The sequence below is a fragment of the Synechococcus sp. HK01-R genome, assembly GCF_014217855.1.
In the GTDB taxonomy this organism is placed as follows: Bacteria; Cyanobacteriota; Cyanobacteriia; order PCC-6307; family Cyanobiaceae; genus Synechococcus_C.
In genome coordinates this window covers 405445-432000 of the sequence record NZ_CP059059.1, presented here as the reverse complement: position 1 = coordinate 432000, position 26556 = coordinate 405445, and the positions used below count along the sequence as shown (strand labels likewise).

The 26556-nt window shown below is 61.4% G+C and carries 30 protein-coding genes; 13 read left to right on the top strand and 17 right to left on the bottom strand.

Features of this window, described 5'->3' with window-relative positions; all coding sequences use genetic code 11:
• Positions 1-40 precede the first annotated feature (40 nt).
• From ndhI to H0O21_RS02295, 5 genes are read left to right on the top strand one after another with little or no spacing between them, the layout of a single operon-like run.
• Positions 41-697, top strand: a complete 657-nt coding sequence (gene ndhI, locus H0O21_RS02315; RefSeq protein ID WP_131454916.1) for an NAD(P)H-quinone oxidoreductase subunit I — start codon at positions 41-43, stop codon at positions 695-697.
• Complete coding sequence (locus H0O21_RS02310; protein ID WP_131454915.1) at positions 694-1296, top strand: NADH-quinone oxidoreductase subunit J; 603 nt, start codon at positions 694-696, stop codon at positions 1294-1296. The genes ndhI and H0O21_RS02310 overlap by 4 nt, the downstream gene beginning before the upstream one ends.
• Before the next feature lie 48 nt (positions 1297-1344).
• Entirely contained in the window at positions 1345-1674 is a 330-nt protein-coding gene (nuoK, locus tag H0O21_RS02305) for an NADH-quinone oxidoreductase subunit NuoK (protein WP_131454914.1), read from the top strand.
• 18 nt (positions 1675-1692) lie between these two features.
• Positions 1693-2646 carry an NAD(+) kinase gene (locus H0O21_RS02300; RefSeq protein WP_185190240.1) on the top strand — a complete coding sequence of 318 codons (954 nt, stop codon included), beginning with the start codon at positions 1693-1695 and terminating at the stop codon, positions 2644-2646.
• 24 nt (positions 2647-2670) lie between these two features.
• Positions 2671-3186, top strand: coding sequence for a CYTH domain-containing protein (locus H0O21_RS02295; RefSeq protein WP_185190239.1), 516 nt, complete (start codon positions 2671-2673; stop codon positions 3184-3186).
• A gap of 206 nt (positions 3187-3392) precedes the next feature.
• Here the strand turns inward: H0O21_RS02295 and H0O21_RS02290 are convergent, their stop codons facing one another.
• The gene (locus H0O21_RS02290) at positions 3393-3671 is read right to left on the bottom strand and encodes a response regulator transcription factor (protein ID WP_131592040.1); all 279 of its coding nucleotides are present in this window, start codon (positions 3669-3671) and stop codon (positions 3393-3395) included.
• An 88-nt stretch (positions 3672-3759) separates the two neighbouring features.
• On the opposite strand from H0O21_RS02290, the gene H0O21_RS02285 reads away from it, so the two are divergent.
• Positions 3760-4656 carry a methylenetetrahydrofolate reductase gene (locus H0O21_RS02285; RefSeq protein ID WP_131454909.1) on the top strand — a complete coding sequence of 299 codons (897 nt, stop codon included), beginning with the start codon at positions 3760-3762 and terminating at the stop codon, positions 4654-4656.
• On the opposite strand, the gene H0O21_RS02280 is transcribed toward H0O21_RS02285, so the two are convergent.
• The 6 genes from H0O21_RS02280 to H0O21_RS02255 form a co-directional block, all read right to left on the bottom strand.
• Positions 4637-5815: an NDP-sugar synthase gene (locus H0O21_RS02280; RefSeq protein ID WP_131454908.1), complete on the bottom strand. Its 1179-nt coding sequence runs from the start codon at positions 5813-5815 to the stop codon at positions 4637-4639. The genes H0O21_RS02285 and H0O21_RS02280 overlap by 20 nt on opposite strands.
• A gap of 46 nt (positions 5816-5861) precedes the next feature.
• The gene (locus H0O21_RS02275; RefSeq protein WP_185190238.1) at positions 5862-6764 is read right to left on the bottom strand and encodes a segregation/condensation protein A; all 903 of its coding nucleotides are present in this window, start codon (positions 6762-6764) and stop codon (positions 5862-5864) included.
• A gap of 54 nt (positions 6765-6818) precedes the next feature.
• Complete coding sequence (locus tag H0O21_RS02270) at positions 6819-7208, bottom strand: LapA family protein (protein WP_185190237.1); 390 nt, start codon at positions 7206-7208, stop codon at positions 6819-6821.
• 78 nt (positions 7209-7286) lie between these two features.
• Positions 7287-8948, bottom strand: a complete 1662-nt coding sequence (locus H0O21_RS02265; protein ID WP_131592032.1) for an NAD(P)H-quinone oxidoreductase subunit 4 — start codon at positions 8946-8948, stop codon at positions 7287-7289.
• 99 nt (positions 8949-9047) lie between these two features.
• Positions 9048-11060 carry an NAD(P)H-quinone oxidoreductase subunit 5 gene (locus H0O21_RS02260; RefSeq protein WP_131454904.1) on the bottom strand — a complete coding sequence of 671 codons (2013 nt, stop codon included), beginning with the start codon at positions 11058-11060 and terminating at the stop codon, positions 9048-9050.
• Between the two features lie 35 nt (positions 11061-11095).
• Positions 11096-11797 (bottom strand): NnrU family protein, encoded by a 702-nt coding sequence (locus H0O21_RS02255; RefSeq protein WP_131455201.1) that lies wholly within the window; start codon positions 11795-11797, stop codon positions 11096-11098.
• Between the two features lie 131 nt (positions 11798-11928).
• Between H0O21_RS02255 and H0O21_RS02250 the strand changes: the two genes are divergently transcribed.
• Positions 11929-12957: a LysR family transcriptional regulator gene (locus H0O21_RS02250; RefSeq protein WP_131454903.1), complete on the top strand. Its 1029-nt coding sequence runs from the start codon at positions 11929-11931 to the stop codon at positions 12955-12957.
• Between the two features lie 10 nt (positions 12958-12967).
• On the opposite strand, the gene H0O21_RS02245 is transcribed toward H0O21_RS02250, so the two are convergent.
• Together H0O21_RS02245 and H0O21_RS02240 are read right to left on the bottom strand one after the other, a co-directional pair.
• Positions 12968-13576 (bottom strand): DUF3172 domain-containing protein, encoded by a 609-nt coding sequence (locus H0O21_RS02245; RefSeq protein ID WP_131454902.1) that lies wholly within the window; start codon positions 13574-13576, stop codon positions 12968-12970.
• Entirely contained in the window at positions 13573-13920 is a 348-nt protein-coding gene (locus H0O21_RS02240) for an NAD(P)H-quinone oxidoreductase subunit M (RefSeq protein WP_131454901.1), read from the bottom strand. The genes H0O21_RS02245 and H0O21_RS02240 overlap by 4 nt, the downstream gene beginning before the upstream one ends.
• Before the next feature lie 106 nt (positions 13921-14026).
• Here H0O21_RS02240 and pds point away from each other — a divergent pair, with 106 nt between their 5' ends.
• On the top strand, positions 14027-15445 hold the full coding sequence (gene pds, locus H0O21_RS02235) for a 15-cis-phytoene desaturase (RefSeq protein WP_185190236.1): 1419 nt from the start codon (positions 14027-14029) through the stop codon (positions 15443-15445).
• Between the two features lie 4 nt (positions 15446-15449).
• On the top strand, positions 15450-16400 hold the full coding sequence (locus H0O21_RS02230) for a phytoene synthase (RefSeq protein ID WP_185190235.1): 951 nt from the start codon (positions 15450-15452) through the stop codon (positions 16398-16400).
• Positions 16401-16492: 92 nt separating this feature from the next.
• On the opposite strand, the gene H0O21_RS02225 is transcribed toward H0O21_RS02230, so the two are convergent.
• Positions 16493-16930, bottom strand: coding sequence for an RNA-binding protein (locus H0O21_RS02225; protein ID WP_131592002.1), 438 nt, complete (start codon positions 16928-16930; stop codon positions 16493-16495).
• Between the two features lie 61 nt (positions 16931-16991).
• A complete protein-coding gene (locus tag H0O21_RS02220; RefSeq protein ID WP_185190234.1) occupies positions 16992-18236 on the bottom strand; it encodes a CCA tRNA nucleotidyltransferase in 1245 nt (414 codons plus the stop codon).
• Between H0O21_RS02220 and H0O21_RS02215 the strand changes: the two genes are divergently transcribed.
• From H0O21_RS02215 to H0O21_RS02205, 3 genes are read left to right on the top strand one after another with little or no spacing between them, the layout of a single operon-like run.
• Positions 18235-18486 carry a Ycf34 family protein gene (locus tag H0O21_RS02215; protein ID WP_131591999.1) on the top strand — a complete coding sequence of 84 codons (252 nt, stop codon included), beginning with the start codon at positions 18235-18237 and terminating at the stop codon, positions 18484-18486. The two genes, H0O21_RS02220 and H0O21_RS02215, sit on opposite strands and share 2 nt — an antisense overlap.
• Positions 18483-19106, top strand: a complete 624-nt coding sequence (gene tsaB / locus H0O21_RS02210) for a tRNA (adenosine(37)-N6)-threonylcarbamoyltransferase complex dimerization subunit type 1 TsaB (RefSeq protein ID WP_185190233.1) — start codon at positions 18483-18485, stop codon at positions 19104-19106. The genes H0O21_RS02215 and tsaB overlap by 4 nt, the downstream gene beginning before the upstream one ends.
• Before the next feature lie 23 nt (positions 19107-19129).
• On the top strand, positions 19130-19708 hold the full coding sequence (locus H0O21_RS02205; protein ID WP_131455199.1) for a YdcF family protein: 579 nt from the start codon (positions 19130-19132) through the stop codon (positions 19706-19708).
• Here H0O21_RS02205 and H0O21_RS02200 read toward each other — a convergent pair.
• From H0O21_RS02200 to rpaB, 5 genes are read right to left on the bottom strand one after another with little or no spacing between them, the layout of a single operon-like run.
• Positions 19680-20351: a 1-acyl-sn-glycerol-3-phosphate acyltransferase gene (locus H0O21_RS02200; RefSeq protein ID WP_255441090.1), complete on the bottom strand. Its 672-nt coding sequence runs from the start codon at positions 20349-20351 to the stop codon at positions 19680-19682. The two genes, H0O21_RS02205 and H0O21_RS02200, sit on opposite strands and share 29 nt — an antisense overlap.
• A gap of 29 nt (positions 20352-20380) precedes the next feature.
• The gene (gene fabD, locus H0O21_RS02195; protein WP_131454880.1) at positions 20381-21277 is read right to left on the bottom strand and encodes an ACP S-malonyltransferase; all 897 of its coding nucleotides are present in this window, start codon (positions 21275-21277) and stop codon (positions 20381-20383) included.
• A 26-nt stretch (positions 21278-21303) separates the two neighbouring features.
• Positions 21304-22332, bottom strand: a complete 1029-nt coding sequence (locus H0O21_RS02190) for a beta-ketoacyl-ACP synthase III (RefSeq protein WP_255441089.1) — start codon at positions 22330-22332, stop codon at positions 21304-21306.
• Positions 22333-22379: 47 nt separating this feature from the next.
• Positions 22380-23705: a phosphate acyltransferase PlsX gene (gene plsX / locus H0O21_RS02185; RefSeq protein ID WP_185190232.1), complete on the bottom strand. Its 1326-nt coding sequence runs from the start codon at positions 23703-23705 to the stop codon at positions 22380-22382.
• Positions 23686-24432 (bottom strand): response regulator transcription factor RpaB, encoded by a 747-nt coding sequence (gene rpaB / locus H0O21_RS02180; RefSeq protein ID WP_131454877.1) that lies wholly within the window; start codon positions 24430-24432, stop codon positions 23686-23688. Before rpaB ends, plsX begins: the two co-directional genes overlap by 20 nt.
• A gap of 90 nt (positions 24433-24522) precedes the next feature.
• On the opposite strand from rpaB, the gene radA reads away from it, so the two are divergent.
• Complete coding sequence (gene radA / locus H0O21_RS02175) at positions 24523-25950, top strand: DNA repair protein RadA (protein WP_185190231.1); 1428 nt, start codon at positions 24523-24525, stop codon at positions 25948-25950.
• Positions 25951-25967: 17 nt separating this feature from the next.
• On the opposite strand, the gene H0O21_RS02170 is transcribed toward radA, so the two are convergent.
• Positions 25968-26489, bottom strand: coding sequence for a photosystem I assembly protein Ycf3 (locus tag H0O21_RS02170; protein WP_131454875.1), 522 nt, complete (start codon positions 26487-26489; stop codon positions 25968-25970).
• Between the last annotated feature and the right edge of the window lie 67 nt (positions 26490-26556).

Here is a 26556-nt window from a genome sequence, read left to right as displayed (position 1 = left end):
GCTGGACGCGGCATCATGACCCTCTGACGGCACCCTGGCCATGTTCGGATTTCTCAAGCAGGTTGGCGAGTACACCCGGGATGCGGTGGATGCAGCCCGCAATCTCACCCAGGGCTTGGCGGTCACTTTTGACCACATGAAGCGGAGACCGGTCACGGTCCAGTACCCCTACGAGAAATTGATCCCGTCGGAGCGTTACCGCGGCCGCATCCATTACGAGTTCGATAAATGCATCGCCTGTGAGGTGTGTGTGCGGGTCTGTCCGATCAATCTCCCAGTCGTTGACTGGGTGATGAACAAGGAGACCAAGAAGAAAGAGCTGCGCAACTACTCGATCGATTTCGGGGTTTGCATTTTCTGTGGCAACTGCGTGGAGTACTGCCCCACCAACTGCCTGTCGATGACGGAGGAGTACGAGCTCGCAGCTTTTGATCGTCACAGCCTGAATTTCGACAACGTGGCCCTCGGACGCCTGCCCACCAGCGTCACCACCGATCCTTCCGTTCAGCCCCTGCGAGAGCTGGGGTATCTCCCTGCCGGTGCCATGGATCCCCACGGAGTGCCTGCCGATCAACCCCGAGCCGGTCAGCTCCCTGAGCAGATCCTGGCTTCTCTCTCCAGCAATCCTGGTTCAGGAGCAGGGGATGGGGGAGAATCCTCAGGGTCTGCCCCCGCGAAGGAGGAGAGCGCCGAATGACGATCGCGGCATCCACCCAGCTGATTTGCTTTGTTGTTCTTGGGGCCGTGGTGGTGCTTGGCGCCCTCGGTGTGGTGTTGCTGAGCAACATCGTGTACTCCGCGTTTCTGCTCGGCGGGGTGTTTCTGGCGGTCGCCGGCCTCTATCTCCTTCTCAATGCAAGCTTTGTGGCGGCAGCCCAGGTGCTTGTTTACGTGGGTGCTGTGAACGTGCTGATCCTGTTCGCGATCATGCTCGTGAACAAACGGGAAGACCTCGCTCCAGTTCCAGGGTTGTCAACGCGGCGCCTGCTCTCAGGTGGGGTCTGTGCCGGCCTTTTTGCCTTGCTGGTTCGTGTGGTGGTCACCACCCCATGGGCCACTCCTGGCCCGGCGGCCATTGGCGAGGCAGCCACTGAGCGGATCGGTGAGCATCTCTTCACCGACTATTTACTGCCCTTTGAGCTCGCCTCCGTTCTCCTCCTGATGGCGATGATTGGAGCGATTGTGCTCGCACGTCGGGATGTTCAGGCCACGGATCTCGGCACGGGCGAGGAGGCCGATCAAGGCCTGATCGAAAAGGCGCGGACACCACTTCTGGTCGATCAGGGCCCCTCCTGATTGCGTTGATCACTGTTCCGGTCGCACCGTTTTTTCTTACTCCCTCCCATGTCTGATCTGCTCAGCGGTTCCGTTCCCCTCGAGGCCTTTCTGCTGCTGGCAGCTGTTCTGTTCTGCACTGGTGTTTGGGGCCTGATCAATAGCCGCAATGCCGTTCGGGTGCTGATGAGCATTGAGCTGATGCTCAACGCAGTCAACATCAACCTGATGGCCTTCTCGTCCTATGTGGATGGCGATCTGATTCGCGGTCAGGTGTTTGCGGTGTTTGTGATCACGGTGGCAGCGGCGGAAGCTGCCGTTGGTCTGGCGATCTTGCTGTCGCTTTATCGGAACAGGGTCACAGTGGATATGGAACGTTTCAACCTGCTGCGCTGGTGACCCCGGCGCCACTGTTTCATGCGCCTCGATCGGGTCTGGTTGATCTATCGGGCTGACAGCCCCATCGCCTTGCGTGAAGCACGCAAGTGTGCCTCTGAACTGGAGTCACTGGGGGCCAAGGTCAGCCTGGCCATGAGTGGTCTGAGTGCAGATCCATTTCCGGGTTTGCTCGCGTCCGAGCCTGAGCTGCCGGATTTAGCCGTGGTGCTTGGTGGTGACGGCACTGTGCTGGGTGCAGCACGCCACCTGGCGGTGCTGAATGTGCCGATCCTCTGCTTCAACGTGGGCGGTCATCTCGGCTTCCTCACCCACGAGGCCAGCCTGCTGGGTGGTCAGGAGCTCTGGCAGCGGCTTCTGGAAGATCGTTTCGCCATGGAGCGTCGCATGATGCTGCAGGCCACGATCAATCGTCGCCCTGATCTCAATTGCCCCGTGGGCACGTCATCCGGGCGTGATCAGTCCAATGGCGGTGATTCGCCAGAGGTTCACTGGGCGCTGAACGATCTGTATCTCCGCCCCTATCGCGATGAAATCGCTCCCACCTGCACCCTCGAACTGGAGATCGATGGGGAGGTGGTCGATCAGATCCGCGGCGATGGTCTGATCCTGGCCACCCCGACCGGCTCCACTGGCTACGCGATGGCGACGGGAGGGCCAATCCTTCATCCCGGCATCGATGCCATCATCGTCAGCCCGATTTGCCCCATGAGCCTTTCGAGTCGCCCCGTCGTGGTGCCACCGCGTTCCAGGCTTGTGATCTGGCCCCTGGGTGATGGAAGCCGTCAGGTGAAGCTCTGGAAGGACGGTGCCAGTGGCACGGTGCTGGAACCTGGCGAGTGCTGCGTGATTCAGCGGGCTCCCCACCATGCCTTGATGGTGCAGCTGGAGCAGCGCCCCTCCTACTACCGCACCCTGGCCTACAAGCTTCACTGGGCCGGCAGTCTGGTGGACAGCGCTCCGTCCCCCAACTGACGAGGCCCCCATCGATTCACGGTCATGGCTCTGGAGATTGAACGGCGTTTTTTGGTGACTGCTGAGGGCTGGCGAACCCTCGCTGGTCCGCCTCAGCCCCTGCGTCAGGGCTATCTCGCTGGTTCCCGGGAGGGTTTGACCGTTCGCCTGCGGCTTAGGGGGGAGCAACCAGGGCTTGCCGACAGGGCCTGGCTGACCCTGAAGGCACCGGCGGCAGGTTTCGCCCGTCATGAATTCGAATACGACATTCCGGTGGAGGACGGAGAGGCGCTCTGGCAGCTCGCCCCCCAGCGGCTCACCAAGACCCGCTTCAGCCTCGATTGTCCAGGCGGTGACTGGGTGGTGGATGTGTTTGAGGCTGACAACGCTCCTTTAGTGCTGGCTGAGGTGGAGCTTCCCGCAGCCGATGTGCCGATCCGGGTGCCGGAGTGGTGTGGGCGCGAAATTACGGGTGATGACCGCTGGAGCAATGCCGCCTTGGCCCATTGCCCTTTGTCCCGTTGGCCCCGGGAGTGGAAAGAGTCTTTCGATTTGCTTTAGATTCTGTTGATGGGTCTCCGGCTTCGTCGGTTCACTCAGCAACGGGATCTTCTGGGGGGTCGCCATGTATGGCCTTTACGACAGCGATGGCATCCTCCGTTTCATGGGCGTGAGCAGGGAGGCCTGCGAGGACTATGCGGCCCTGTTTGAGCTCTCTTTGGCCAGCTGTTCCTTGCTGTCGATTCCCAGAGCGATCGGATCTCCGCTCAGGACGCGCCGGGCTCACCGTCCGACAGGGAGCAGCAGTTGAAGCCATCGCGGCAGATCTTGCCATGATCCATCGCCCAGTTCAGAAGGGCCACTCTGTTCTTGGCGCCGGTCTTGGTGAAGACATTGCTGACGTGATTGTCCACGGTGCGCTTGCTGATCGTGAGTCGCTCTGCGATTTCTTGATTGGTCAGTCCCTCAGCGACAAGCTCCACGATTTCGACTTCCCTGGTCGATAGATCGATCGTCAGGGGATCGGGAACGCTGCCGTTGGCCATGGTGACCGTTTCCCACGCCGTTCATTCCATCCTAGGTGCGGGCAGGGTGCTTGATCCCCCATAGTGGCTCGGTGAATGGTGATCGGATTTGACGAGCGCGCTGCAGCGCATCCTGGCTCAAGGAGGTGGTCCTGCTCTCACGGCGGAGGTGATGCCTCCTCGAGGTGGGGATCCCAGCCATGCCCTGGCCATGGCCGAGCGGCTCCGTGATCGTGTCCATGCCATCAACGTCACGGATGGCAGTCGGGCTGTGATGCGGATGAGCAGCCTGGCCCTCTGTCGCTTGCTGTTGGATGCGGGGCATGAGCCAGTGCTGCAGATCGCCTGTCGTGATCGCAATCGCATCGCTCTGCAGGCGGATCTTCTCGGTGCCCATGCCCTGGGGATCCGCAATCTTCTCTGCCTGACGGGGGATCCCGTTCGGGCCGGGGATCAGTCCGCGGCCCGCCCTGTGAATGAGTTGGAAGCGGTGCGCTTGTTGCAGCAGGTTTCAGCGTTCAACCGCGGTGAAGATCCTGTCGAGGGTGCCCTTGCCGATGGCCCCACCGCGTTGTTTGCAGGAGCCGCGGCTGATCCCCATTCAGCCAGTTGGAGTGGTCTCGCCCGTCGCCTGGAACGGAAGCGGATGGCAGGAGCAGCATTTGTTCAGACCCAGATGGTGATGGATCCAGAGGCGCTGGAACGCTTTTGCCGTGAGCTGGCGGATCCCCTGGAGTTGCCGGTTCTTGCTGGTGTCTTCCTGCTCAAATCCGCCCGGAATGCCCAATTCATCAATCGCATGGTGCCTGGGGCCTGCATCCCCGAGTCCTTGATCGAACGGCTTGCTCAGGCCCAGGATCCCGCTGCTGAGGGGGTCAAAATCGCCGCAGAGCAGGTGCACCGCTACCTGGGCATCGCCCAGGGGGTCCATCTGATGGCCGTCAAGGCAGAGCAGCGAATCCCGGAGATTCTTGAATGCGCTGGGATTAGCTCGCTGCCGGGGTGAGATCCGTGCCCAAGAGCTCTGCCATGGCCTTCTGCTGCGGAGAAGGTTCCACCAGGTCCTGCCGTCTGGCATCGGTGATTAACCAGTCAAGGGCTGCTTCCTGCAGGTCGAAGTGGTCGCCGTTTTTGCCAACGCAGTAGCGGCCGAACACGAGCTTCTCGACCAGCTGAACCCCCTGTCCGATCCGGGAATAATCAAAGATGATCGAGTTGTCGATCACGGCCCCTTCGCAGATGTGACAGCTGGGACCGATCATCGAGGGACCGAGAATCGTGGCGCCGTCTTCGATCTTGGTCATGCCACCCACATAGACAGGGCCTTGCACATTGATCTTGTCCCAGTTGGCAGCCACGTTGAGGCCGGCATAGACGCCGGGGCGAACTTCCTTGCCTGGAATGCCCACCTGGCGGACGTCGCCCTGGAGAACACTGCGAATGGCTTGCCAGTAATCGGGCACCTTGCCGATGTCGACCCATTCGAAGTCCATGGGCAAGGCGTAGAAGGGTGAACCAAGTTCCACCAGCTTCGGGAAGAGATCCGAGCCGATATCGAAGGGTTGCCCGGAAGGAATGTGTTCGAAGATGGCCGGTTCGAAGATGTAGATGCCGGTATTGATTGTGTCGCTCAGCGCCTCCTCGACGCGCGGCTTCTCCTGGAAGGCACTGATGCGGTCTTGCTCGTCGGTCACCACGACGCCGTAGCTGCTCACCTGATCCCGTGGAACCCGTTTGGTAACCAGGCTGGCGATCGCACCCTTCTCCCTGTGACGACGCACGGCCTCACTAAGATCGAGATCGATCAGGGCATCGCCGCAGAGCACCACAAAGGTGTCATCGAAAAAGGTCTGAAAGTCCTGGATCTTCTTGAGTCCGCCGGCTGATCCGAGGGCATCACCGATCAGCTCACCGTCTTCGATTCGACCCTCGAAGCTGTAGGCGATCTCGACACCGAAGCGCTGGCCGTCTCGGAAATAGTTTTCGATCTCCTCAGCGAGGTGGGAGACATTCACCATCACCTCATTGAAGCCATGCTCCTTGAGAAGCTCCAGCAGAAACTCCATGACCGGCTTCTGCAGGATCGGAATCATCGGCTTGGGGATCACGTGCGTGATCGGCTGGACCCGCGTCCCCTTGCCGGCCGCCAGGATCATCGCCTTCATCGACGTCTCAAGGCCTCAGTTTGGATAGGTCAACATAAGGGGCCGCTCAGGCCACCAACGATGCTCCAGACGGCACGACAGCTGGCACCTCGAGGCTGGTGAGGGGGAGCTGGGCCATCGTCCCTGGTGCCAACAGGCGTTTCAGCTTGAGCGGAGCATGCAGATGGCCCTCCTGTTCCAGCTCCACCTGGCCCTGGGAGGAGAGAAACAGCAAAGCCCAGAAGACACCGACTCGATCGGTGTCCAGGTCCTGGGCAGCTACTTCACCCCATCGGTTGACCAGCGCATCAAAGTCGGTCCAGTGGAGAGCGGCGTCCCAACTGTTCAGAAACACACCCAGGGCTGCGGTGGTTTCCGGCAGTTTTTCCCGATGGGCCAGGGCGGCCACCTGGGCAATCGCTTCCCTTCGGCTGAAGCGCTTCTGGCGCTGACGCCGCTTGAGTTCCAGCTCATCGGATTCAAGCTGCTCGGCGATCGCCTCCAGTTGCTCGATCAGCTCCCCTAAGGTCACCGGCCGGCGCAGCGGCGGTGGGGCAACAGGCCGTCGCTCCAGATGCCGCTCAGGGCGCCGCGGTAGATCAAATTCAGGGTTGAGCCACCCCTGATCTCCGAATTCAGGGTCGCAACAGTCCTCGATTACAGGTTCAGGGGGAAAGGTCTGGGCTTCAAGCACTTCGGCTTTCAGCCCCACGAGTACCGCTGCCGCCAGGAAGGCCTCGCTGCTGTCCGCTAGGTCCTGTTCGTAGCTTCCTCCTCGCTGTCGCAGCGTTTCGGCCACCTGCCTGGGCACGCTGATCCGTTGGCGGAGCTGGTCAAGAAAGCCGTCGACCACGGCGATCACATCAACATCCCAGGGGTCTAGATCACCCCGTTGGGCCGCATCCTGGAGAAGGCGGATCGCCAGGCGGGCTCCACCCTCTCGATTGCGGATTAGCCCGGCCTCCGACAAGGATGTTGCATCGCTGCCCACAACGTATCGAGTGGGTGCTCAAGACGCCAGGCCTCAGCTGGCCTGCACGTCCACATGATCACTGGGCTCAGCGCTCTGATCGGGCCCGGTTCCTCCGGCCGCGGGAAGCAGGCCCAGCTGGGTTTCTACGGTGGCTCGGTAGCGATTGAGGTCACTTTCCAGATCCTTGATCCGGACCTGTTGTGCCTCTAGCTCCCCCTCCCGGCTGAACTGCTCCACGTTGTTGAGCATCCCGCTCCAGGCGGCGAAGAACCACGCGGACACAGCCCCGATGCCCGCGAACACCAGCAGCAGGGCTGCCAGGGGCAGTGTGTACTGGAGTCCCGGCAGCAGATGCACGGTGGTGGCCGCTGTGTTCTCCAGGGTGAAGAACACCATGGCCAAGCCAAAAGCAAAGATCAGGGTGAAATTGACCTGGCGCATGGCTCGCTGGCTAGACCCCAGAAAATTACGGGTGATGGAGGCGGCTGTTTCACTCGCCTGGCGAACAGACGAAGATTGTTACGCCTCGGGCAGGGTGGGTGCTCGAAGAAGCGCTGGTGCAAGGGACACGCTGCGCAGCATCGAGGCGGTGGGTTGTTTGATTCGCTCCATTGCCACCACGTCTCTGTTGACCAGGGCTTCAATCGAACTGCGGTAGCTGTCCGTCATGAGCCGTGGATAGAGGCCGATTCCGATGATCGGCACCAGCAGGCAGCCAATGATGTAAACCTCCCGCGGTTCGGCATCGACCAGATTCGTGTTAGCAGCCAGTTGGGTGTTCTCCTTGCCGAAAAAGATTTCGCGGAGCATGGAGAGCAGGTAGATGGGGGTGAGGATCACGCCCACAGCCGCCAGGCCATCAATCACGATCCTGAAGGTCAGGCTGTAAGCCTCATCGGTGGCGAATCCTGCGAAGACCATCAGCTCGCTCACGAAACCACTCATGCCAGGTAGGGCGAGAGAGGCGAGGGAGCAGACGGTCCAGAGCGCAAACATGATGCGCATCTTCTGGCCCACGCCTCCCATTTCATCGAGCTGGAGCGTGTGGGTGCGGTCATAGGTGGCTCCCACCAAGAAGAAGAGGCTGGCTCCGATCAGTCCATGGCTGATCATCTGCAGCATGGCTCCGCTCGTGCCTAAAGCACTGAAGCTGCCAATGCCAATCAGCACGAAACCCATGTGGCTGATTGAGCTGTAGGCGATCTTGCGCTTGAGATTCCTCTGGGCAAAGGAGGTCAAGGCGGCGTAGATGATGTTCACCACGCCGAGCACCACCAGAAGGGGTGCGAATTGGGCATGGGCTTCGGGCAGCATCTCAGCGTTGAAGCGCATGAGGGCATAGCCGCCCATCTTGAGCAGAATCCCTGCCAGCAGCATGTGCACAGGTGCTGTGGCTTCGCCATGGGCATCCGGCAGCCAGGTGTGGAGTGGCACGATCGGGAGCTTCACGCCGAAGGCGATCAACAAACCCGCGTAGCAGAGCAGCTGAAAGCCTGTCCCGAAGCCCTTCTGAGCCAGCACGCTGTATTCAAAGTTGGGGGTGCCTCCGCCGAAAAAGCCCATCGCCAGGGCTGCCAGCAGGATGAACAGAGAGCTTCCCGCTGTGTAGAGGATGAATTTGGTGGCTGCATATTGACGCTTCTTGCCTCCCCAGATCGCCAGTAACAGGTAAACGGGAATCAGCTCCAGTTCCCAAGCCAGGAAGAAGAGCAGCATGTCTTGAACGGCAAAGACAGCGATCTGTCCGCCGTCCATGGCCAGAATCAGGAAAAAGAAGAGCTTCGGCTTGAAGGTCACAGGCCAGGCTGCAAGAACGGCCAGCGCTGTGATGAAGCTGGTGAGCAGAATCAGGGGCATCGAAAGCCCGTCGGCTCCTACGGCCCATGTCAGGCCCAGATCAGGTAGCCAGCTCACCCGTTCAGAGAGCTGCAGCCCACTGACGCTGGGGTCGTAGCCATTCAGGTAGGCAGCTCCCGTGATCAAAAACGTGATCAGGGCGACGCCGAGAGCAAACCAGCGCACCTGTTTCCCTTCACCTTGATCAGGGATGAAGGGGACGATCAGAGCTCCAACGATTGGGAACAAGATCGAGAGACTCAGCCAGGGCACCCCTGCCTCGATCAATTCAGGCGTGAGGGGTGAGGTGGGGTCAAAAGGTGGACTGACGGCAAACTCCAACACGGCCCGGCCTTTTCACAGCATTGGCTGGAGTGTAGAAATCCTGCGCAGAAGCGCAGCCACTCGATAGGCGTTGACACACACAGAGCCGGTCAGGCAGCCCTAGCCGATCGGGCCCCCCAGCACTCCGAAGAGCACCACCAGGCCAATCACGCCCCCGAACACGATCAGGGCATAGAACTGGGCTCGGCCCGTCTCAAAGTATTTGAGCCCCTCACCGCTGCCCAGGGTCAGGAGGCCCGTGAGGTTGACCACACCGTCGACAACCTTGGCATCCACCTCAAGCACCTCGCGGGCAAGTTTGCGGCTGCCACGCACAAACAGTTTCTCGTTGATCGCATCGAGGTACCACTTGTTGGCGAGGAAGGCGTTGATAGCCGGGAAGCGAGCCGCCACCAGCTGACCTAGATCGAGGCGATGCAGGGCATAGGCCAGCACGGCAATGGTGATGCCTGTGAGGGAGATCGCGACGGAGGCTCCGGCGAGGGGTAAAAACTCTGACCAGCTGAAGTGCTCGGCCATCTCGGCAGCTTCTTCAGGGTTGAGCAGACCGGCAAAGCGACTGTTCCAGGGGGTGCCCAAGAGACCGATCAGCACAGAAGGCACCGCAAGCACGGCCAGAGGCAGGGTCATGGACCAGGGGGACTCATGGAGGCTGCCGGCGTGATGGTCATGATCTTCATCGGCGGATTTGCCAGCAGCCTCCATCAACGCGTGCTGGAGGCTCTTGTCATGGCCCCTGAAGTCGCCTTCGAAGGTCAGGAAGTAAAGCCTGAACATGTAGAAGGCGGTCATGCCGGCGGTCAGAAAGCCGACGGCCCAAAGAACCGGATAGCTGTTGAACGCCTGGCCGAGGATTTCGTCTTTGCTCCAGAAGCCGGCCAACGGCGGAATACCGCTGATGGCAATGCAGCCAATCAAGAAGGTGATGGCTGTGATCGGCATCTTTTTGCGCAGTCCTCCCATCAGGCGCATGTCCTGCGCCAGCACGGGCTCATGGCCCACCACATCCTCCATGGCATGGATGACGGAGCCTGACCCCAGGAACAACATCGCCTTGAAGAAGGCATGGGTCACCAGGTGGAACATGCCAGCCACCGGGGCCCCACAACCCATGGCCAGCATCATGTAGCCCAGCTGAGACACGGTGCTGTAGGCGAGCCCTTTCTTGAGGTCCATCTGAGTGAGGGCGATGGAGGCGCCAAGGAAACAGGTGATGGTTCCCACAACGGCGATCACCAAACCAACGCTTGGGAACTGGGCATAGAGAGGCTCCAGTCGGGCGACCAGAAACACGCCTGCCGCCACCATCGTTGCGGCGTGAATCAGGGCGGAGATCGGTGTTGGACCCTCCATGGCATCGGGTAGCCAAACGTGGAGGGGGAACTGGGCCGACTTGGCCATCGGACCCATGAACACGAACAGACAGAGAGCCAAGGCAGCCCAGCCTGGAACCGTGCCATTGCTGATGGCAGCACTGAGGCCATCAGCAATCCCCTGGAAATCAAAGCTTCCCGTGGCCCAGAACAGACCAAGGATTCCAAGGAGCAATCCGAAATCACCAACCCTGTTCACGACAAAGGCCTTCTGGGCTGCATGGGCGGCACCATCCCGGTCGTACCAGAAGCCCACGAGTAGGTAGGAACACATGCCCACCAGCTCCCAGAACACGTAGATCTCGAGAAGATTGGGGCTCAGCACCAAACCAAGCATGGAGCTGCTGAACAGGGCGAGATACGTGAAAAAGCGCACATAGCCCTTGTCGTGGGCCATATAGCCATGGGAGTAGATCAGCACCAGAAGGGCGATCGTGGTCACCAGGGCCAGCATCACGGCCCCGAGGGGGTCGACCACGTAGCCCATCGGCAGATTGAAGCTTCCGGCGCTGGCCCAAACAAACAGATGTTCGACTGCCGGTGCCCCTGCAAGTTGCTCGAAGAGCACCGCGTAACTGATGACGGCTGCAGCACCCACACAGCTCAGCAGCAGGATGGCCACTGGCTTTCGCAGCCGATTGATCGTGCGGTTGAAACTGATCAGGCCTAAGCCTGTGAGGACTGCGCCGAGCAGAGGGAGCACTGGGATCAACCAGGCGTAATCAGCTGCCGAATGCATCCGCGCGAGTCAGGCTGCTGGTGAGTGTAGGCAGCTCAGCTCAGCAGACTCTCCAGCCGTGAGTGAAGAAAGACGGTGGTGCCGACCGGGATCCAGTGGTGGGCCCACCAGAACAGGCCCACGGCGATGACGATCCCTAACTGAGCCGGGCGTAGAAGCTCCCGCCATGCCAGCTGTTGGCGTCCATCAAAGATCGCCACGAAGGGAATCACAGATGTGCTGTCCCGCAAGGTGTCAAAGGCGGCGCCGAAGCGTTCTTGCAGACGGCGATCGCCGTGCCACACGGCAAAGAGGTGATGACCGATCAGGCCGGCGCAGGTCACCAACATGAAGCTGCTGCCGATCCAGAGGGCATGACTGAAGCACCAGAGGATCTGCCCCACGGCCTGAGGGTGGCGGCTGATCCGGATAATCCCTGTTGCGTAGAGGCGCACTTGGGGCTTCAGCACCGCCGGGATTTCCAGCAGGTTGTAGGTGGCTGGGTAGAGAAACAGAAAGCTGATTGCCGTGAGGCCCCAGATCAACGGCACCAGACCAGGCACCCCTTGGAGATTCCAGAGGCGTACTCCGTCGTAGCGATGCGCCAGGAAATACCCGATCACCACCACTGCTGAGGGAATGCTCAGCGCCGCGAAGATCAGCCGCCAGGCCCGGGCACCGATCCGGGCCTCTGCGCGGCTGCGCAGGGCAGCTCCGCCGCTGTGAATAACAGCGAAGAGCAACAGCAGCATCAGCATCACCAGGCTGGTGTGATGGGGACTGCTCGGGTCACTGGGGAGCACGCTGGCGATTGCGGCGAAGCGCGATTCTGGCGGCTGCCGGCCCCACTACAGTTTTTTGATCGTTCCTGCCCAGCTGGCAGGCCCCCATGGCTGATCTCCCGTTCACCCTCGACCAGCTGCGGATCCTGCGAGCCATCGTCAGCGAGGGCAGTTTTAAGAAGGCGGCCGACAGCCTGTTTGTCACCCAGCCTGCCGTCAGCCTTCAGATTCAGAACCTTGAAAAGCAGCTCGAGGTCTCGCTTTTCGATCGTGGAGGTCGCAAGGCCCAGCTCACTGAAGCCGGACATCTGCTGCTGGGCTACTGCGATCGGATCCTGAGCCAGTGCCATGAGGCGTGTCGTGCCCTCGATGACCTCCACAACCTCAAGGGCGGATCACTGGTGGTTGGAGCTAGTCAGACCACCGGCACGTATCTGATGCCCCGCATGATCGGGCTGTTTCGGCAGAAGTATCCGGATGTGGCGGTGCAGTTGCATGTTCACAGCACTCGACGCACCGGCTGGAGTGTGGCCAATGGCCAGATCGATCTGGCGATCATCGGCGGTGAACTTCCAGCCGAGCTCAACGATCTGCTCCAGGTGGTGCCTTATGCCAACGACGAGCTGGCCCTTGTTTTGCCTGTCAAGCACCCCCTCGCCCGTTTGCTGGAGCTCAGCAAGGAGGATCTCTACAGGCTGGGCTTTGTTTGTTTAGATGCTCAGTCCACCACGCGGAAGATGGTGGATCAGTTGCTCGCTCGCTCCGGTCTTGATGTCCAGAGACTGCGGATTGAGATGGAGCTCAATTCCCTCGAAGCCATCAAGAACGCCGTGCAGTCTGGTCTTGGCGCTGCATTCCTACCGGTGGTCTCGATCGAGAGGGAGCTGAATGCCGGCACCCTGCATCGGCCTTCGGTGGTTGATCTCCAGGTGCGCAGACAGCTCAAGCTGATCAGTCATCCCGCCCGTTACTGCTCAAGGGCCTCTGAGGCCTTCCGTCGCGACGTCCTGCCTGTGTTCGCTAGCCCTGACAGCCCCTTACGCCAGTCGAGATCACCCCAGGGAGCTGCCACCCAGGGAGCTGCCAAGGTGGAACCTCTGGTCGACGAAGATCCCCAGGCCCCTTCCCAGGGGTGATCGCAGCGGCTCAGAACTGACCTGCTTCAGGAGTGATGCCAACGGTGTCATCGGCGACCCCCTTGGTGATGAATTTGTTTTCGCTCACGTCGGTTTGATAGACGCAACGCACAACGGGTTTGTCGCGAACCGATCCGATGTAGGCAAAGGTGTTCATGCGCTGTTTGCAGTCCCGTTCCTGGGCTGGGGTGATCGCCCCCTCCTTGCGAAGCACGGCCCAGTTTTCTCGCCGGATCACGCAACCCGCCTGGAGTGATGGCTGGGTCACGAAGCTGCTTACAGGGTTCATGGTTGTGTACATCTCCACATCCATGACGTAGGCACTCGCTCCCCACTGCCGGCAGAATTCCGGGTCAGGAACAGCCATGTCGAGCTGTTGGCTGCTGGCGATATTGCCTTGGTCTCCCTGGGTCGTGCTGGTCACGGCGCTGCCGATGCCGATACCGATCACGAGCACACCGGCGAGCACGGCGGCGGAGGCACCGTTCAATTTCAAACCGCCACCACCAGGACCACCACTGGGACCAGGACCCGCAGGCCCTCCTGCTCGTCGCTGCTCGTAGCGCCGGTCGTCATAACGGCGATCGTCATACCGCCGGTCGTAGGGGGAGCGACTCACAGAAGTTCAGGGGTTCTGGGTAGCCCCATGGAGTAGTTGAGGACTCGGCAGTCCGGGTTGTAGCTCAAGGATCCAGCCTGAAGTAATTCACGGATGCAGCCCTCAAGCTCGGTGCCGATGCGGCGCAGGCTGTAATCACTCAGCTCCTGGCCAGCTTGGTGATCCACGAGCGCACGGAAGCGCTGCTGCACGGTCGCCACGGCAGCCTCATTCCAGAGAAATTCGTTGTCGGGATCAAGGTCGAGGGTGAGCTGGTCGTCAGCCGGAACAAGGTTGTTGTTTTCCACCCGGGCGGTGAACAGCCGCACGTGGCGGGTGGTGCACTTCAGCAGGGTCTCGGCCATGACGTGGGAGGAGTCCTCAGGAACTCCGGGGGCTTGTGACATCGACTTTAGGAAGCGCCTGGGGAAGCAGGCCTTTTAAGGTTGGCTTCACGATTTGGAACACGTCATGCGCGTCGCCATTGCAGGAGCTGGTCTTGCCGGTCTGTCCTGTGCCAAGTATCTGGCCGACGCCGGGCATACCCCCGTCGTGCTCGAGGCCAGGGACGTGCTCGGCGGCAAGGTCGCGGCCTGGAAGGACGAGGACGGTGACTGGTACGAGACCGGCCTCCACATCTTTTTCGGCGCTTACCCGAACATGCTTCAGCTCTTCAAAGAGCTCGGGATTGAAGACCGTCTTCAGTGGAAGAGCCACTCAATGATCTTCAATCAGCCAGAGGAGCCTGGCACCTACAGCCGCTTTGACTTCCCGGATCTGCCGGCCCCGATCAATGGTGTAGCGGCGATTCTTGGCAACAACGACATGCTCACTTGGCCCGAGAAGATCAGCTTCGGGCTCGGTCTGGTGCCAGCGATGTTGCGGGGTCAGGGCTACGTCGAAGAGTGTGACAAATATTCCTGGACTGAGTGGCTGCGACTGCACAACATTCCGGAGCGGGTGAACGACGAGGTGTTCATGGCCATGAGCAAGGCGTTGAACTTCATTGATCCCGACGAAATCTCTGCCACCGTGGTGCTCACGGCCCTGAATCGTTTTCTGCAGGAGAAGAACGGTTCTCAAATGGCGTTTCTTGATGGGGCGCCTCCGGAGCGTCTCTGCCAGCCGATCGTTGATCACATCGAAGCTTGTGGCGGAGAGGTGCATCTCAACAGTCCACTGAGAGAGATCCAGCTCGAGCCCGACGGACGTGTTGCCGGTTTTCGGATCGGTGGCATCAATGGCCAGGAGGGACGCGAGATCAAGGCGGACGCCTACGTGAGTGCCTTGCCGGTGGATCCCTTCAAGCTGCTGCTGCCTGAGCCCTGGAAACAGATGGAGGTGTTTCGCAAGCTGGATGGCTTGCGTGGGGTTCCTGTGATCAACCTGCATCTGTGGTTCGATCGCAAGCTGACCGATATTGATCATTTGCTGTTTAGCCGCTCCCCTCTGCTCAGTGTGTATGCCGATATGAGCATCACCTGTCGCGAATATGAGGACCCGGATCAATCAATGCTTGAGCTGGTGTTCGCTCCAGCAAAAGACTGGATCGGCAGGCCTGATGAGGAGATCATCGAGGCCACGATGGGTGAACTGAAAAAACTTTTCCCAATGCACTTTGGTGGTGAGCACCCTGCTCAGTTGCGCAAGTACAAAGTGGTGAAAACCCCGCTTTCGGTTTACAAGACCACTCCAGGTTGTCAGCAGCTTCGCCCTGACCAGAGCACCCCGATCAAAAACTTCTTTTTGGCAGGTGATTACACGATGCAGCGGTACCTTGCTTCGATGGAGGGTGCTGTTCTCAGTGGCAAGCTCTGCGCTCAGGCGGTAGACCGTCAAGAGGGTCACCTGCGATCATCATCAGGAAACACTGCGCCGGCCACGGCTTGATCCCATGACCCTGGCGCCTCCCGATCTCTCGAAGGATCGGGGGAATCACGCGAGTCTTTCTCCCGCCCTCGAGAGTGCCTATGAAGCCTGTCGTCTCGAGACTGCTGAATGGGCTAAGACCTTCTATCTCGGGACCCTGCTGCTGCCCCCAGAGAAACGCCGCGCGATCTGGGCCATCTACGTCTGGTGCCGTCGAACTGACGAGTTGATGGATAGTGCTGAGGCGCAGTCCCGCTCTGTTGAGGAGCTAGCTGAACGGCTGGATCGCTGGGAAGAGAAGACCCGTGCCTTATTCAACGGCATGGTCGAAGATGACCTGGATGCCGTCATGGTGGACACGCTGCAGCGTTTCCCCCAGGGCATTCAGCCCTACATCGACATGATCGAGGGCCAGCGCATGGACCTCACCTGGACGCGCTACCCGAAGTTTGAGGATCTCAAGCTTTATTGCTACAGGGTGGCTGGCACGGTCGGTCTGATGACGCAGGGGGTCATGGGAGTGGACGAGGCTTACACCACGGCTCCATGGAGCGCCCGACCGGATACGTCGGATGCTGCCGTTGCTCTTGGCATCGCCAATCAGCTCACCAATATCCTTCGAGATGTGGGCGAGGACCGACATCGAGGGCGGATCTATCTTCCCCAGGAAGACCTCGATCGCTTTGGTTACTCAGAGGATGACTTGATGGCAGGTCGTCTGAACGATGCTTGGCGCGACTTGATGGTGTTTCAGCTGGATAGGGCGCGCAGCTGGTTTTCTCGCTCGGAAGCAGGTGTGCGCTGGTTGTCTGGAGATGCGCGTTGGCCGGTTTGGACTTCACTGCGTCTCTACAGAGGGATTCTGGATGCAATCGAACGACTGGATTACGACGTTTTTAATCACAGAGCCTATGTGGGGCGTCTGGGTAAGTTGCTCGAAATCCCACGGTCCTTCGTGACAGCCCAGGCACGTTGATCAAACAAAAGCCTCCAGGCTCCGCCTGAAGGCTTGGGGTCAATGAGGACATCTGCGAGGGATGTCCTCGACTGATGAGGTGGACAATCGCCTCAGACAGCCGTTTTTTGATTGGCGAGCAGGTCCTTCAACTTGGACAGTTCACCCGCCCAGCGGGGATCCGGAGCTTCCTCGGCCTTGGCATCGCTGTGGACCACCTTGTTCACTGCCTTGCGGGCTGAACCGGGTGCATGACCCTGGTCGCGGCCACCACGACGGCCACCGGCTGCGCCAGCGTTGTTATCACGGCGCTCTGAGCGCTCCACCCGCAGGGCGTTGCCGCCGAATTCCTTGCCGTTGAACTGTTCGATCAGTGCATCGGCGACCTTGTCATCGTTGACATTGGCAAAGCCGAAGCCACGGCAGGCGCCAGTTTCACGGTCAAGCACCGCCTTGAAGCGAATCCCCTCCCCCACGCTGGTGAGCTGGGATTCCAGCTCCTTGGTGTCAAAGTCCTGCGGCAGGTTGCCGACGTAAAGGCGAACGCTCATGAAGGGAGGGAAAAAGCTGAAGATCCGGTCAGTCCGATCGGGCTCATCGTTGCAGGGCCAGTCAACCACAGCGCCCAGAGAGCCAGAGCCGTGCTGCCTCCAGAGCCTCCTCACGGTGATGGAGCCGTCCGAAGGCCCTCTCCAGGCTGAGGTGCTGCAGCAGCTCCCCCAGCCTGGGGCCCTGGGGGATGGAGAGGCTCTCTTGAAGGGTGCGTCCATCCACGGGTGGGCGGGGGTGAAAGAGCGGATCCTCGTCGTTCCGCCAGCGTTGCAGCCATTCCTCTCGCTCAGGGAGCGGAAGAGTCAGGATCAGGGCAGGAAGGTCGTCCTCGAGCGTGCGATGCAGTGTCAGACGCTCCGCTTCTGGCAGTGAACCGAAGGCTTTGCCGTCATCGCGGTGCAGCCACTGGCGCAGCCTTGCGCAGCGTTGTTGCTGGCGACGGCTGAAGCGCAGAGCTTGCAGGCCTTCGTCGCTCAGGCAGGTCGTCAGCCGGAGAAGGGGTAGGGCCTGGTCTCGTTCCTGGGTGGTTAGGCAGCTCGCTGTGGTCTCCGGATCGGCTCCCGCAAGAACACCTCCGAACCCCGGTGCCGGGAGTTCCTGCCAGGGGGCCAGCAGGTCCAGGGCCTTCAGCTCCTGCAGGGCGAGAGCAGCACCCGGGCTTTCCACGAGACGCGTGAGCTCGGCCTGGATTCGTTCAGGAGCTGCGAGGGGCAACCGATGCCGATGTCGATGCAGCATCACGCGTGTTTCCGCTTCGATCGTCAGGGGCAGCTCTGCGATCAGGCGCAGGGCCCGAAGTAGGCGCAGGGGGTCGTCGATCAGGTTTTGCTCCTGCACGGCCTGAAGCCGCGAGCAGCGAAGGTCGGCGATGCCGTCGGTGGGATCGAGAAGCATCGGTGCATCCCCCAACACCAGTGCGATTGCATTCAGGCGGAAATCGCGGCGCCCGAGGTCCGTTTCCAGGTCATCGCCATCTCGACGGGCCAGATCGAGGGTCCAGCCGCCCAGCACCAGGCGGGCCATATCCCGCGCTTCATCCAGTACGACACAGGCCCCTCCATAGTCGCGAGCCAGTCGTTGCGTCAGCTTGAGGGCCCCCTCCGGGACCACCAGATCAAGATCCGGCGCTCGACGTTGGCGTCCGATTAGGGCGTCTCGGATCGAGCCCCCGACAAGGGCTGAACCCGCAGGGAGATCCTTTGGGGATACAGGCCAGCGTTCTGGGGTGAGTCGGCGCCAAACCTCACGGGCCTGCTGCTCGGGCTCTAGCTCCAGAATGGAGGCCTCAGCGGCGTCGTGAGCCATGTGCATCTGTGTGGATTGCCGCTGGGTGGATCGCTGTCAGGCCTATCACGCGGTGGAACGCCAGCATGGTGTTCCACACCTGACTGCTGCTCCAGATTGGAAGCCGGATGCCCCTCGCATTCATGTGAGTGTTCTGGAACTCGAGGGTGGTGAGGTCGGTGTGGAGTGGGATGTGCGCGCCTGCGACAGTTTTGATGCGGATCCAGGCCGTTGGCAGCGCCTGAGGCCGGGTGCGAAGCTCCCCTCATGACCCGCTGGCTCCTGGCACTGCACAGCTCTACCCCTGCCCTGGGTGTGGCGGTTCTAGATCTCGAGAATCCCCAACACTCCAGGCAGCAGTTGGTTCTCCCCTGTGGACGGGGCCTGACCAATGAGCTGATCGAGGCTGTGCAGCGTCTTTTGCCCAGCGATCAGTGGGGTGACATTGCCAGGTTGGCGGTGGCTATCGGCCCCGGTGGCTTCACTGGCACGCGACTCACCGTGGTGATGGCCCGCACCCTGGCCCAGCAGCTGGATTGCGCCCTTGACGGTGTCAGCAGTTTTGCCTTGATGGCACCCCGGCTAGCCGCCGCTGCGCCTTCTCTGGACCCGACCTCTCCGTTCTGGATCGTGCAGACCCTGCCCCGCCGCGGCCGGGTCGCTGGTTGCTATCGCCTGAACCCAGGTCAACTCGGGGCTGAGGAGCTGGAGCCTCCAGCACTCTTGGCCGATGAGCTGCAACCAACTCCGGCCCTCGTGATGGAGGAGCAGGTGGAAGCGGACGTGGGTCATCTGCTCGATCTCTGCCACCACGCCCATCGTCTGCAACGTCCCGCTGCCTGGAGCACGGTGCTGCCTGTTTATCCCACGTCACCGGTGGGGGTGGTCTGACGGTGAACGGTCGTCGTGGAGTCATGCTTCTGCTCGCGGCACTGATGGGTGCTGCCGCCGCCTGGCCACTGCGGCCTTTCCGGCAGGCCTGGTTCACCCGCACTCCCCCCCAGCGAATCCTTGTGCTGGGAGGAGATGTCGACCGTGAGAGGGCGGGCTTGCAGCTCGCCAGGAGGTTGCAGCTGCCCCTGCTCGTGAGCGGCGGTAGTAATCCGGAGTATGCCCATTGGCTCATGCACCGGGAGGGACTCTCGGCGGGGCGTGTACGCCTCGACTATCGGGCGGAAGACACTCTCGGCAATTTCACGTCGCTGGTGGATGAGTTGAAGCGAGAGGGGGTGCAGCATCTCCTTTTGGTCACAAGTGAGGACCATCTGCCTCGGGCCATGGCCGTGGGTGCCCTGGTGGCGGGTAGCCGGGGCATTCGTCTCACGGGAGTGCCGGTGGCCTGCTCTCCCCACTGTCAGCAGGAGGGCTTCAGCAAAACGTTTGGGGATGGTCTCAGAGCCCTGGCCTGGGTGCTCACGGGACAAGACCTCAAGCCCTGGGCCCGTGATCATCTCGGGCGGCTGCTCAGCAACCCTGATCAAGGAGTGCGTTGATCCGGCGCTGCAGCTCGAGGGTGGTGGCCTCCAGATCCGGTTTGCGCCGGCTGGCTGGTGCGGGGATCGGAGCTCCGATGCGCAGCACGATCGGGACCGGCCTGAAGCGGTTCTGTCCAGGGCCCAGGGCCCTGTGACTGTTGATGATGGCGACGGGTAGCAAGGGGGCGCCGCTGCGGGCCGCCAGCAAGGCCGCCCCTGGCATCGGCTGGTTGACCCGGCCGTCTCGCTGGCGTGTGCCATCGAGGAACACGCCTGTAGCCCATCCCTCGTCGAGGCGAGCCGTGGCGGTGCGGATCGCTTCGCGGTCACTGGCACCTCGTTTGACGGGGTAGGCGCCACAGGCTCGAATGATGGGTCCCAGCAGCGGAATCGCAAAGAGTTCCGCCTTGGCCATGAAGGCCACGGGGCGTCCAAGCGCGTGACCGAGCAGAGGGGGGTCGAGATGGGAGCCATGGTTGGCGACCACCACAACGGGACCCTGCATCGGAACGTGATGGTTCCCCTCCGTGCGTCCGCGGAACAAGCCCCGGAAGACTGGAAACACCAGAAGATTGCTCACCAATCTGTAGGTGAGGCTGGGCTTGGGGCTTAGCAGCACCGGGAGGGCGCCAGCGTCAGAAGGGGTGAGAGAGGAGGTCAAGGTTTTGAATCCTGGTGCTGGATCTGCGCTCAGAGTCCAAGGTCAGCGGCGCTGGCCAGCTGGCTGATGCTGATGCCCTCCATGGAGCGCTTCGCCAGACCACCCAAAACATTGCCTGGGCCGATCTCCACGAGGGTGTCAACGCCGGCTGACACCATTGCGTCCATCGTTTCCCGCCAACGAACCCCATGGGTCATCTGGTTCCGGAGGCGCTGTTTCAGGACAGCTGCATCACAACTGGGGCTTGGGTCGGTGTTGCTCAAGACCGGGAAGCGCGCATCCTCAAAAGCGATGGCATCGAGATGGGTGGCGAAGGCTTCGGCGGCCTCGGCCATGAACGGGGAGTGGAAGGCTCCTGAAACCGGCAGCGGAATCGCCCGTTTGCAGGTGAGTTGCTCGCTGACGCTTTTCACAGCATCGGGCGTCCCTGAGATCACGACCTGGGCAGCGCTGTTGTCATTGGCAATGACCACGGCCTCATGGGCCGCCACCAGTTCGTCCAGCTGACTGCGATCGAAGCCGATCACGGCCGTCATTGCGCCACCACCTGCTGCGGCCATCAGGGTGGAGCGGCGTTGCATCAGCTCCAGGCCGGTTGCGGCATCAAAGACGTCTGCGGCATAGAGCGCTACCAGTTCTCCGAGGCTATGGCCGGCCACCAGCGCCGGTTCCCGACCCTGCCGCCGCAGCTCATCGATGAGCAGCGTCTCCACGACAAAGAGAGCTGGCTGGGTATTGCGAGTGTCATTCAGGTCGCTTGGATCACCGGCAATGTCGGTGTCCCCCTGGCAGATGGCCAGCAGATTCCTGCCCAGGATCTTTTCGGCCAGCGCGAAACGTTCCTCTGCTCCGGGAAGAGCGAGCACCGGATCGGCCATGCCTAGTTTCTGAGACCCTTGACCAGGAAACACCCAGGCGATCGACATCACTCGCGAGCAACAGTGCGGCGAGCCTACGAGGGGCCTTGCCAGTGGAACAGCGCAGCACCCCAGCTGAGACCGGCTCCGAATCCGCTGCTTGCAATCCGGTGGCCAGGCTGTACACGGCCGTCACGGACGGCCTCATCCAGCATCAGTGGGATCGTGGCGGCGGAGGTGTTGCCGTAGTGGGCCAGATTGCTGAGGACCTTCGCGTGGGGAAGGTTGAAACGATCGGCAACGGCATCGAGGATCCGCTGGTTGGCCTGGTGAAGGAGCAGCCAGTCGAGGTTCTCTGGAGCGGTGTCAGTCGCCTCGAGGAGCTGCTTGAGGATGGCTGGCACTTCGCGGACCGCGAATTTGTAGACCTCCTGGCCGTTCATGCTGATCGGCTGATACCCACCGACCTGGTGCGAGGCGCTGTCCACCAGCGTCTGACGCTCGTTGTGCTGGGCGAGATTCAGGCAGTTTCCTCTGGCACCATCGCTTCGAAGCGCGAAACCCACCAGTCCATCCTGGTCGGCGCTCGTGGCCTCAAGCGCGACCGCACCGGCCCCGTCTCCAAACAAAACGCAGGTGCGCCGGTCGTCCCAGTCGACCCAGCGGCTGAGCTGGTCAGCGCCGATGACCAGGACCCTGCGCATGGCACCTGTGCGCAGAAATTGTGCAGCGGTGACCAATGCGAACAGAAAGCCGCTGCAGGCAGCTGTGAGATCGAAGGCAACAGCGTTGCGGGCTCCGAGCAGGGCCTGCACCTTCGGTGCTGTGCCGAACAGGTCATCGGGGGTGGATGTGGCCAGCAGCACCAGGTCGAGGCTGTCGGCGTCCCATCCCGCCATCGAGAGGGCCTGCGTGCCGGCCTGATGGCTCAGGTCAGCAAGGCTCTGATCGGGGCCGCAAATGCAGCGGTTGCCAATCCCAGTGCGGGTGCGAATCCATTCGTCGCTGGTGTCAACCCGTTGGCCCAGCTGGGCGTTGCTGATCTGTTGGGCGCCACGGGCACTGCCGCTGGCCACCAGGGCCACGCCACCGGTTGCACCGGAGAGTGGAGGTGATCCAGTCAAGACAGTCGGCCGCAGATTCGGCGTCAGTCAACCACAGTCCAGGTGTTTCAGGCCTCGACCATGGCCTGACTCTCGCCCAGTGCGTTCAGATCGTCCATGACGCCGTGACTGGCCGCCGAGTGCGCGAGGCGTAGGGCGCTGAGCACTGAGAGGGCACGGCTGCTGCCATGACCGATGACACAGATGCCATTGACCCCCAGGAGCAGGGCGCCCCCGTGTTCGGCATGGTCGAGTCGTTTCTTGATGCGCCTGAGGTTGCTGCGCAGGAAGGCCGATCCCACCTTGCCCCGGCGTCCTCGCGGCAGCTCGGCTCGCAAGACATCCAAAAGCACGCTGCCGACCGATTCCAGGAACTTGAGCAGCACGTTGCCCGTAAAGCCATCGCAGACCACCACATCAAAGTCTCCGGACAGCACATCGCGGCCTTCGCAGTTGCCGGCGAAGTTGAGGCGGGTTTCCTTGCTCAGCAGTTCATGGGTGCGCAGGGAGAGCTCGTTTCCCTTGCACTCCTCTTCGCCGATGTTCAGAAGTCCAATGCGAGGGCTGCTCACTTGCAGCACATCGCGGCTGTAGATGTTGCCCAAGAGGGCGAATTGATGCAGATAGGCAGGCTTGCAATCCATGTTCGCCCCCACATCCAGCACCAGCACCGGCTGGCCGGGATCCTTGGTGGGGAACAGGGCTCCGATGGCGGGTCGGTCGATGCCGGCGAGGCGACCCAGTCTGAAGATCGCGGAGGCCATCACCGCGCCTGAATTTCCTGCCGAGTACACGGCTAGGGCCTCACCTTTTTTCACCAGATCCATGGCCACATTGATGCTGGCGTCGCGTTTGCGACGCACGGCCGTGGCCTCGTCATCCATGCCGATGGAGGCCCCGCTGGGCACCAGTTCGAGCGTGCCTGCCGCGATGGCCCTCTCCAGGGCGCTGCTGAGCTCCATGGCTGCAGCAGCTTGCAGCACCCGATCGGTTTCTCCGACGAAACGAATGCGGAGGGGCAGCCGCTCGATCGCCTCGAGGCATCCTTCGAGGATCGGGCCTGGTGCGTGGTCACCACCCATGCCGTCAACGGCCACCCAGAGCCGATCGCGGTCGTCAATCGTTTGATCGGAACCCTCACCACCACCTTGCAGCCGGCGCAGAGGATCGAAGACCAAAGGCTGCAGCATGCTGCCGGCGATGGATCCGACGGATCCAGCCACGTTGCCCGCGGCGGTACCGGCGGCGCTGGCCGAGGTGGTAGCGGTGTCCACGAGGCTGGTCACCGCTGCGTTGCGTCGATACCAGATCACGAGCCGACGAACGGCACGAGAACGACGTGGTTTGGTCCGGGGCGACGGAGTCGCGGCGGAGTCAGGGTCCTTCGGAGGCAACGGAATCGACGATGCGCTGGAACAGATAGCCGGTTCCCCGGGCCGTAAGGATCAGCTCGGGATTTGCCGGATCGTCTTCCAGTTTGGAGCGAAGCCGGGAGATATGAACATCCACCACCCGAGTATCGACATGTCGCTCAGGGGTGTAGCCCCACACGTCCTTGAGAATTTCTCCTCGGCTGAAGGGTTCGCCGGAGCGACTCACCAGGAGCTCCAGAAGGCTGAACTCCATCCCGGTGAGGCGGATCCGTTCATCAGCGCGAAACACCTGTCGCTTGTTGGTGTCGATGCGCAGATCAGCCACCTGAATGACGCCGGAGTTGGGGATGCCGGCCACCTGGTCCTTGTCAACCCGGCGCAGAACGCAGCGGATCCGAGCCTCCAGTTCCTTGGGGCTGAACGGCTTGACCACGTAGTCGTCAGCACCGAGCTCAAGGCCTGTGATCCGGTCGGCCACATCTCCCAGGGCCGTGAGCATCACGATCGGAACGTCGGATTCCTTGCGCAGCTCCTGGCAGACGCCATAGCCATCCAGCTTCGGCATCATCACGTCGAGCACCACCAGATCTGGCTCACAATCGCGGAAGCACTCCAGGGCCTCGTTGCCATCGCAGGCCGTCACGACGTTGTAGCCGATCATTGAGAGGCGGGTCTCGAGGATCCGCCGGATGCTTGCCTCGTCATCGACGACGAGGATGGTTTCCTTCCCAGAACCGGTGGCTGTCATAAGGCCAGCAGCCTTTACAAGATCTCGCCACACATAAGTGGATGAGGGTGCCCATCGTTCACTCAGCGCCAAGTTTCTTCATCATTCGACGTGCCCAGGCCGGTTTCCCTCTTCGTTTGCCAGAGCTGTGGCGCCCAGACTCGTCAGTTCTTTGGCCGTTGCAACAGCTGCGGCAGCTGGAATTCGTTGGTCGAGCAGGCGGCCCCCCGGGAGGATGGTCGACGTCGCCGGGCCGGTGCGGATCCGTCCACCGCTCCGTCGGCCCGCCGCTCGAAAGCGATTGCAGAGCTGGGCAATCAACCGCTTCAGCGCCTCGCCAGCGGTTATGGGGAGCTGGACCGCGTGCTTGGCGGGGGACTTGTGCCGGGATCGTTGGTGCTGGTGGGTGGAGATCCCGGCATTGGTAAAAGCACCCTGCTGCTTCAAAGCGCGGCCTGGATGGCGGGTCGGCGCTCGGTGCTTTATGTCAGTGCCGAGGAGTCTGCGGCTCAAGTGAGGTTGCGCTGGCAGCGCCTTCAGGAGGCATCAAGCCAGGAGGGAGCAAGTCAGGACAAGAGTGCTGAGCTTCAGCTGCTCGCGGAGACGGACCTGGAACTGGTGCTGGAGGAGCTGGAGGCTCTGCGGCCGGAGGTGGCGATCATTGACAGTATCCAGGCCCTCCATGACGCCGATCTGTCCAGCGCCCCAGGGTCGGTGGCCCAGGTGCGGGAGTGCGCCGCTGCCCTGCAACGGCTTGCCAAACGTCAGAACACAGCGCTGTTGCTGGTGGGTCACGTCACCAAGGAAGGGGTGCTTGCTGGTCCCAAGGTGCTTGAGCACTTGGTGGACGCCGTGCTCACCTTTGAAGGGGATCGTTTTGCGAGCCATCGCTTGCTGCGGGCCGTGAAGAATCGCTTCGGGGCCACCCATGAACTCGGTGTCTTCGAGATGCGTGGCCAGGGCCTGGCGGAGGTGGGCAATCCCAGCGCTCTATTTCTGAGTGGGGATCAAGCCAGTGGTGTGTCCACGATCGTGGCCTGTGAAGGAACGCGCCCGCTCGTGGTCGATTTGCAGGCCCTTGTGAGCACGACCAGCTATTCGAGCCCAAGGCGGACCGCCACGGGCATTGCCGTGAATCGACTGCATCAGATCCTGGCCGTTCTTGAGAAGCACATGGGCCTGCCTCTCTCGCGCTACGACTGCTATCTCGCTGTGGCAGGCGGGCTCGAGGTGGAAGAGCCGGCGGCGGATCTGGGGGTGGCTGCAGCGGTGGTCGCCAGCTATCGCGACTTAACCCTGCCGGACGGCACTGTGCTGCTGGGCGAGCTGGGGTTGGGAGGGCAATTGCGCCCCGTGAGCCAGCTGGAACTACGCCTTCAAGAAGCGGTCCGCCTCGGATTCCGCCGGGCTGTTGTGCCAAGGGGCAGTGGCCTCGGGCGTTTGGCTTCAGCGCTTGATCTGGAGCTGCTCGAGGCAGCACGGATCACCGAGGCCCTCGTCATGGCCCTCGGTGTCGATCCGGCAGACGATCGGGCTTGAACGCCTGAGGAACTGGATCAGAAATACACGTCGACGTTGCTTCGGCCGCTCGATTTCAGCCAGTTTTCGATGTCGAGATAGCCACCGGGATTGAGGCGAACCGCCTGGGTCCAAACGTCCGCGGCGCGGTCAAACCAGCCATCGGCTTCATCGCGCCGGCCCTCTTCCTCCGCCATGCGTCCACGTTTTTCGTAGATCAACCCCATGTTCTTGAGGCAGGAGGGTTGTTTGGGGTTTTCATCCAGAGCCTTCTGATAGGTCTCCAGCGCCCGATCCTCCTCGCCGTTGCTCATGTAGATGATCGCCATGTTCTTGAGGGTTTCGCCCCGGTCGATCGGGTTCTCCTCAAGCTTCAGACTCTCCTCGTAGTTCTCCAGAGCTTCGGCGTAATCCCCATCGTTTTGAGCGGAAAGCCCATCGCGGTAATACACGTAGGCCTCTTTGGCCCGAGCATTGATCGGCAACAGCTTCACGATCAGATCGGCCATGACCGTGAAACTCTTGTCGATGAAGTTGTCGTTGCGGTTGCTGCGGGGCACGGCGGGCAGGAAAGTGTCACCATCCTGACCGGAATCGGTCCTGCCTAGCCTGCAACCAAGCCAAGAG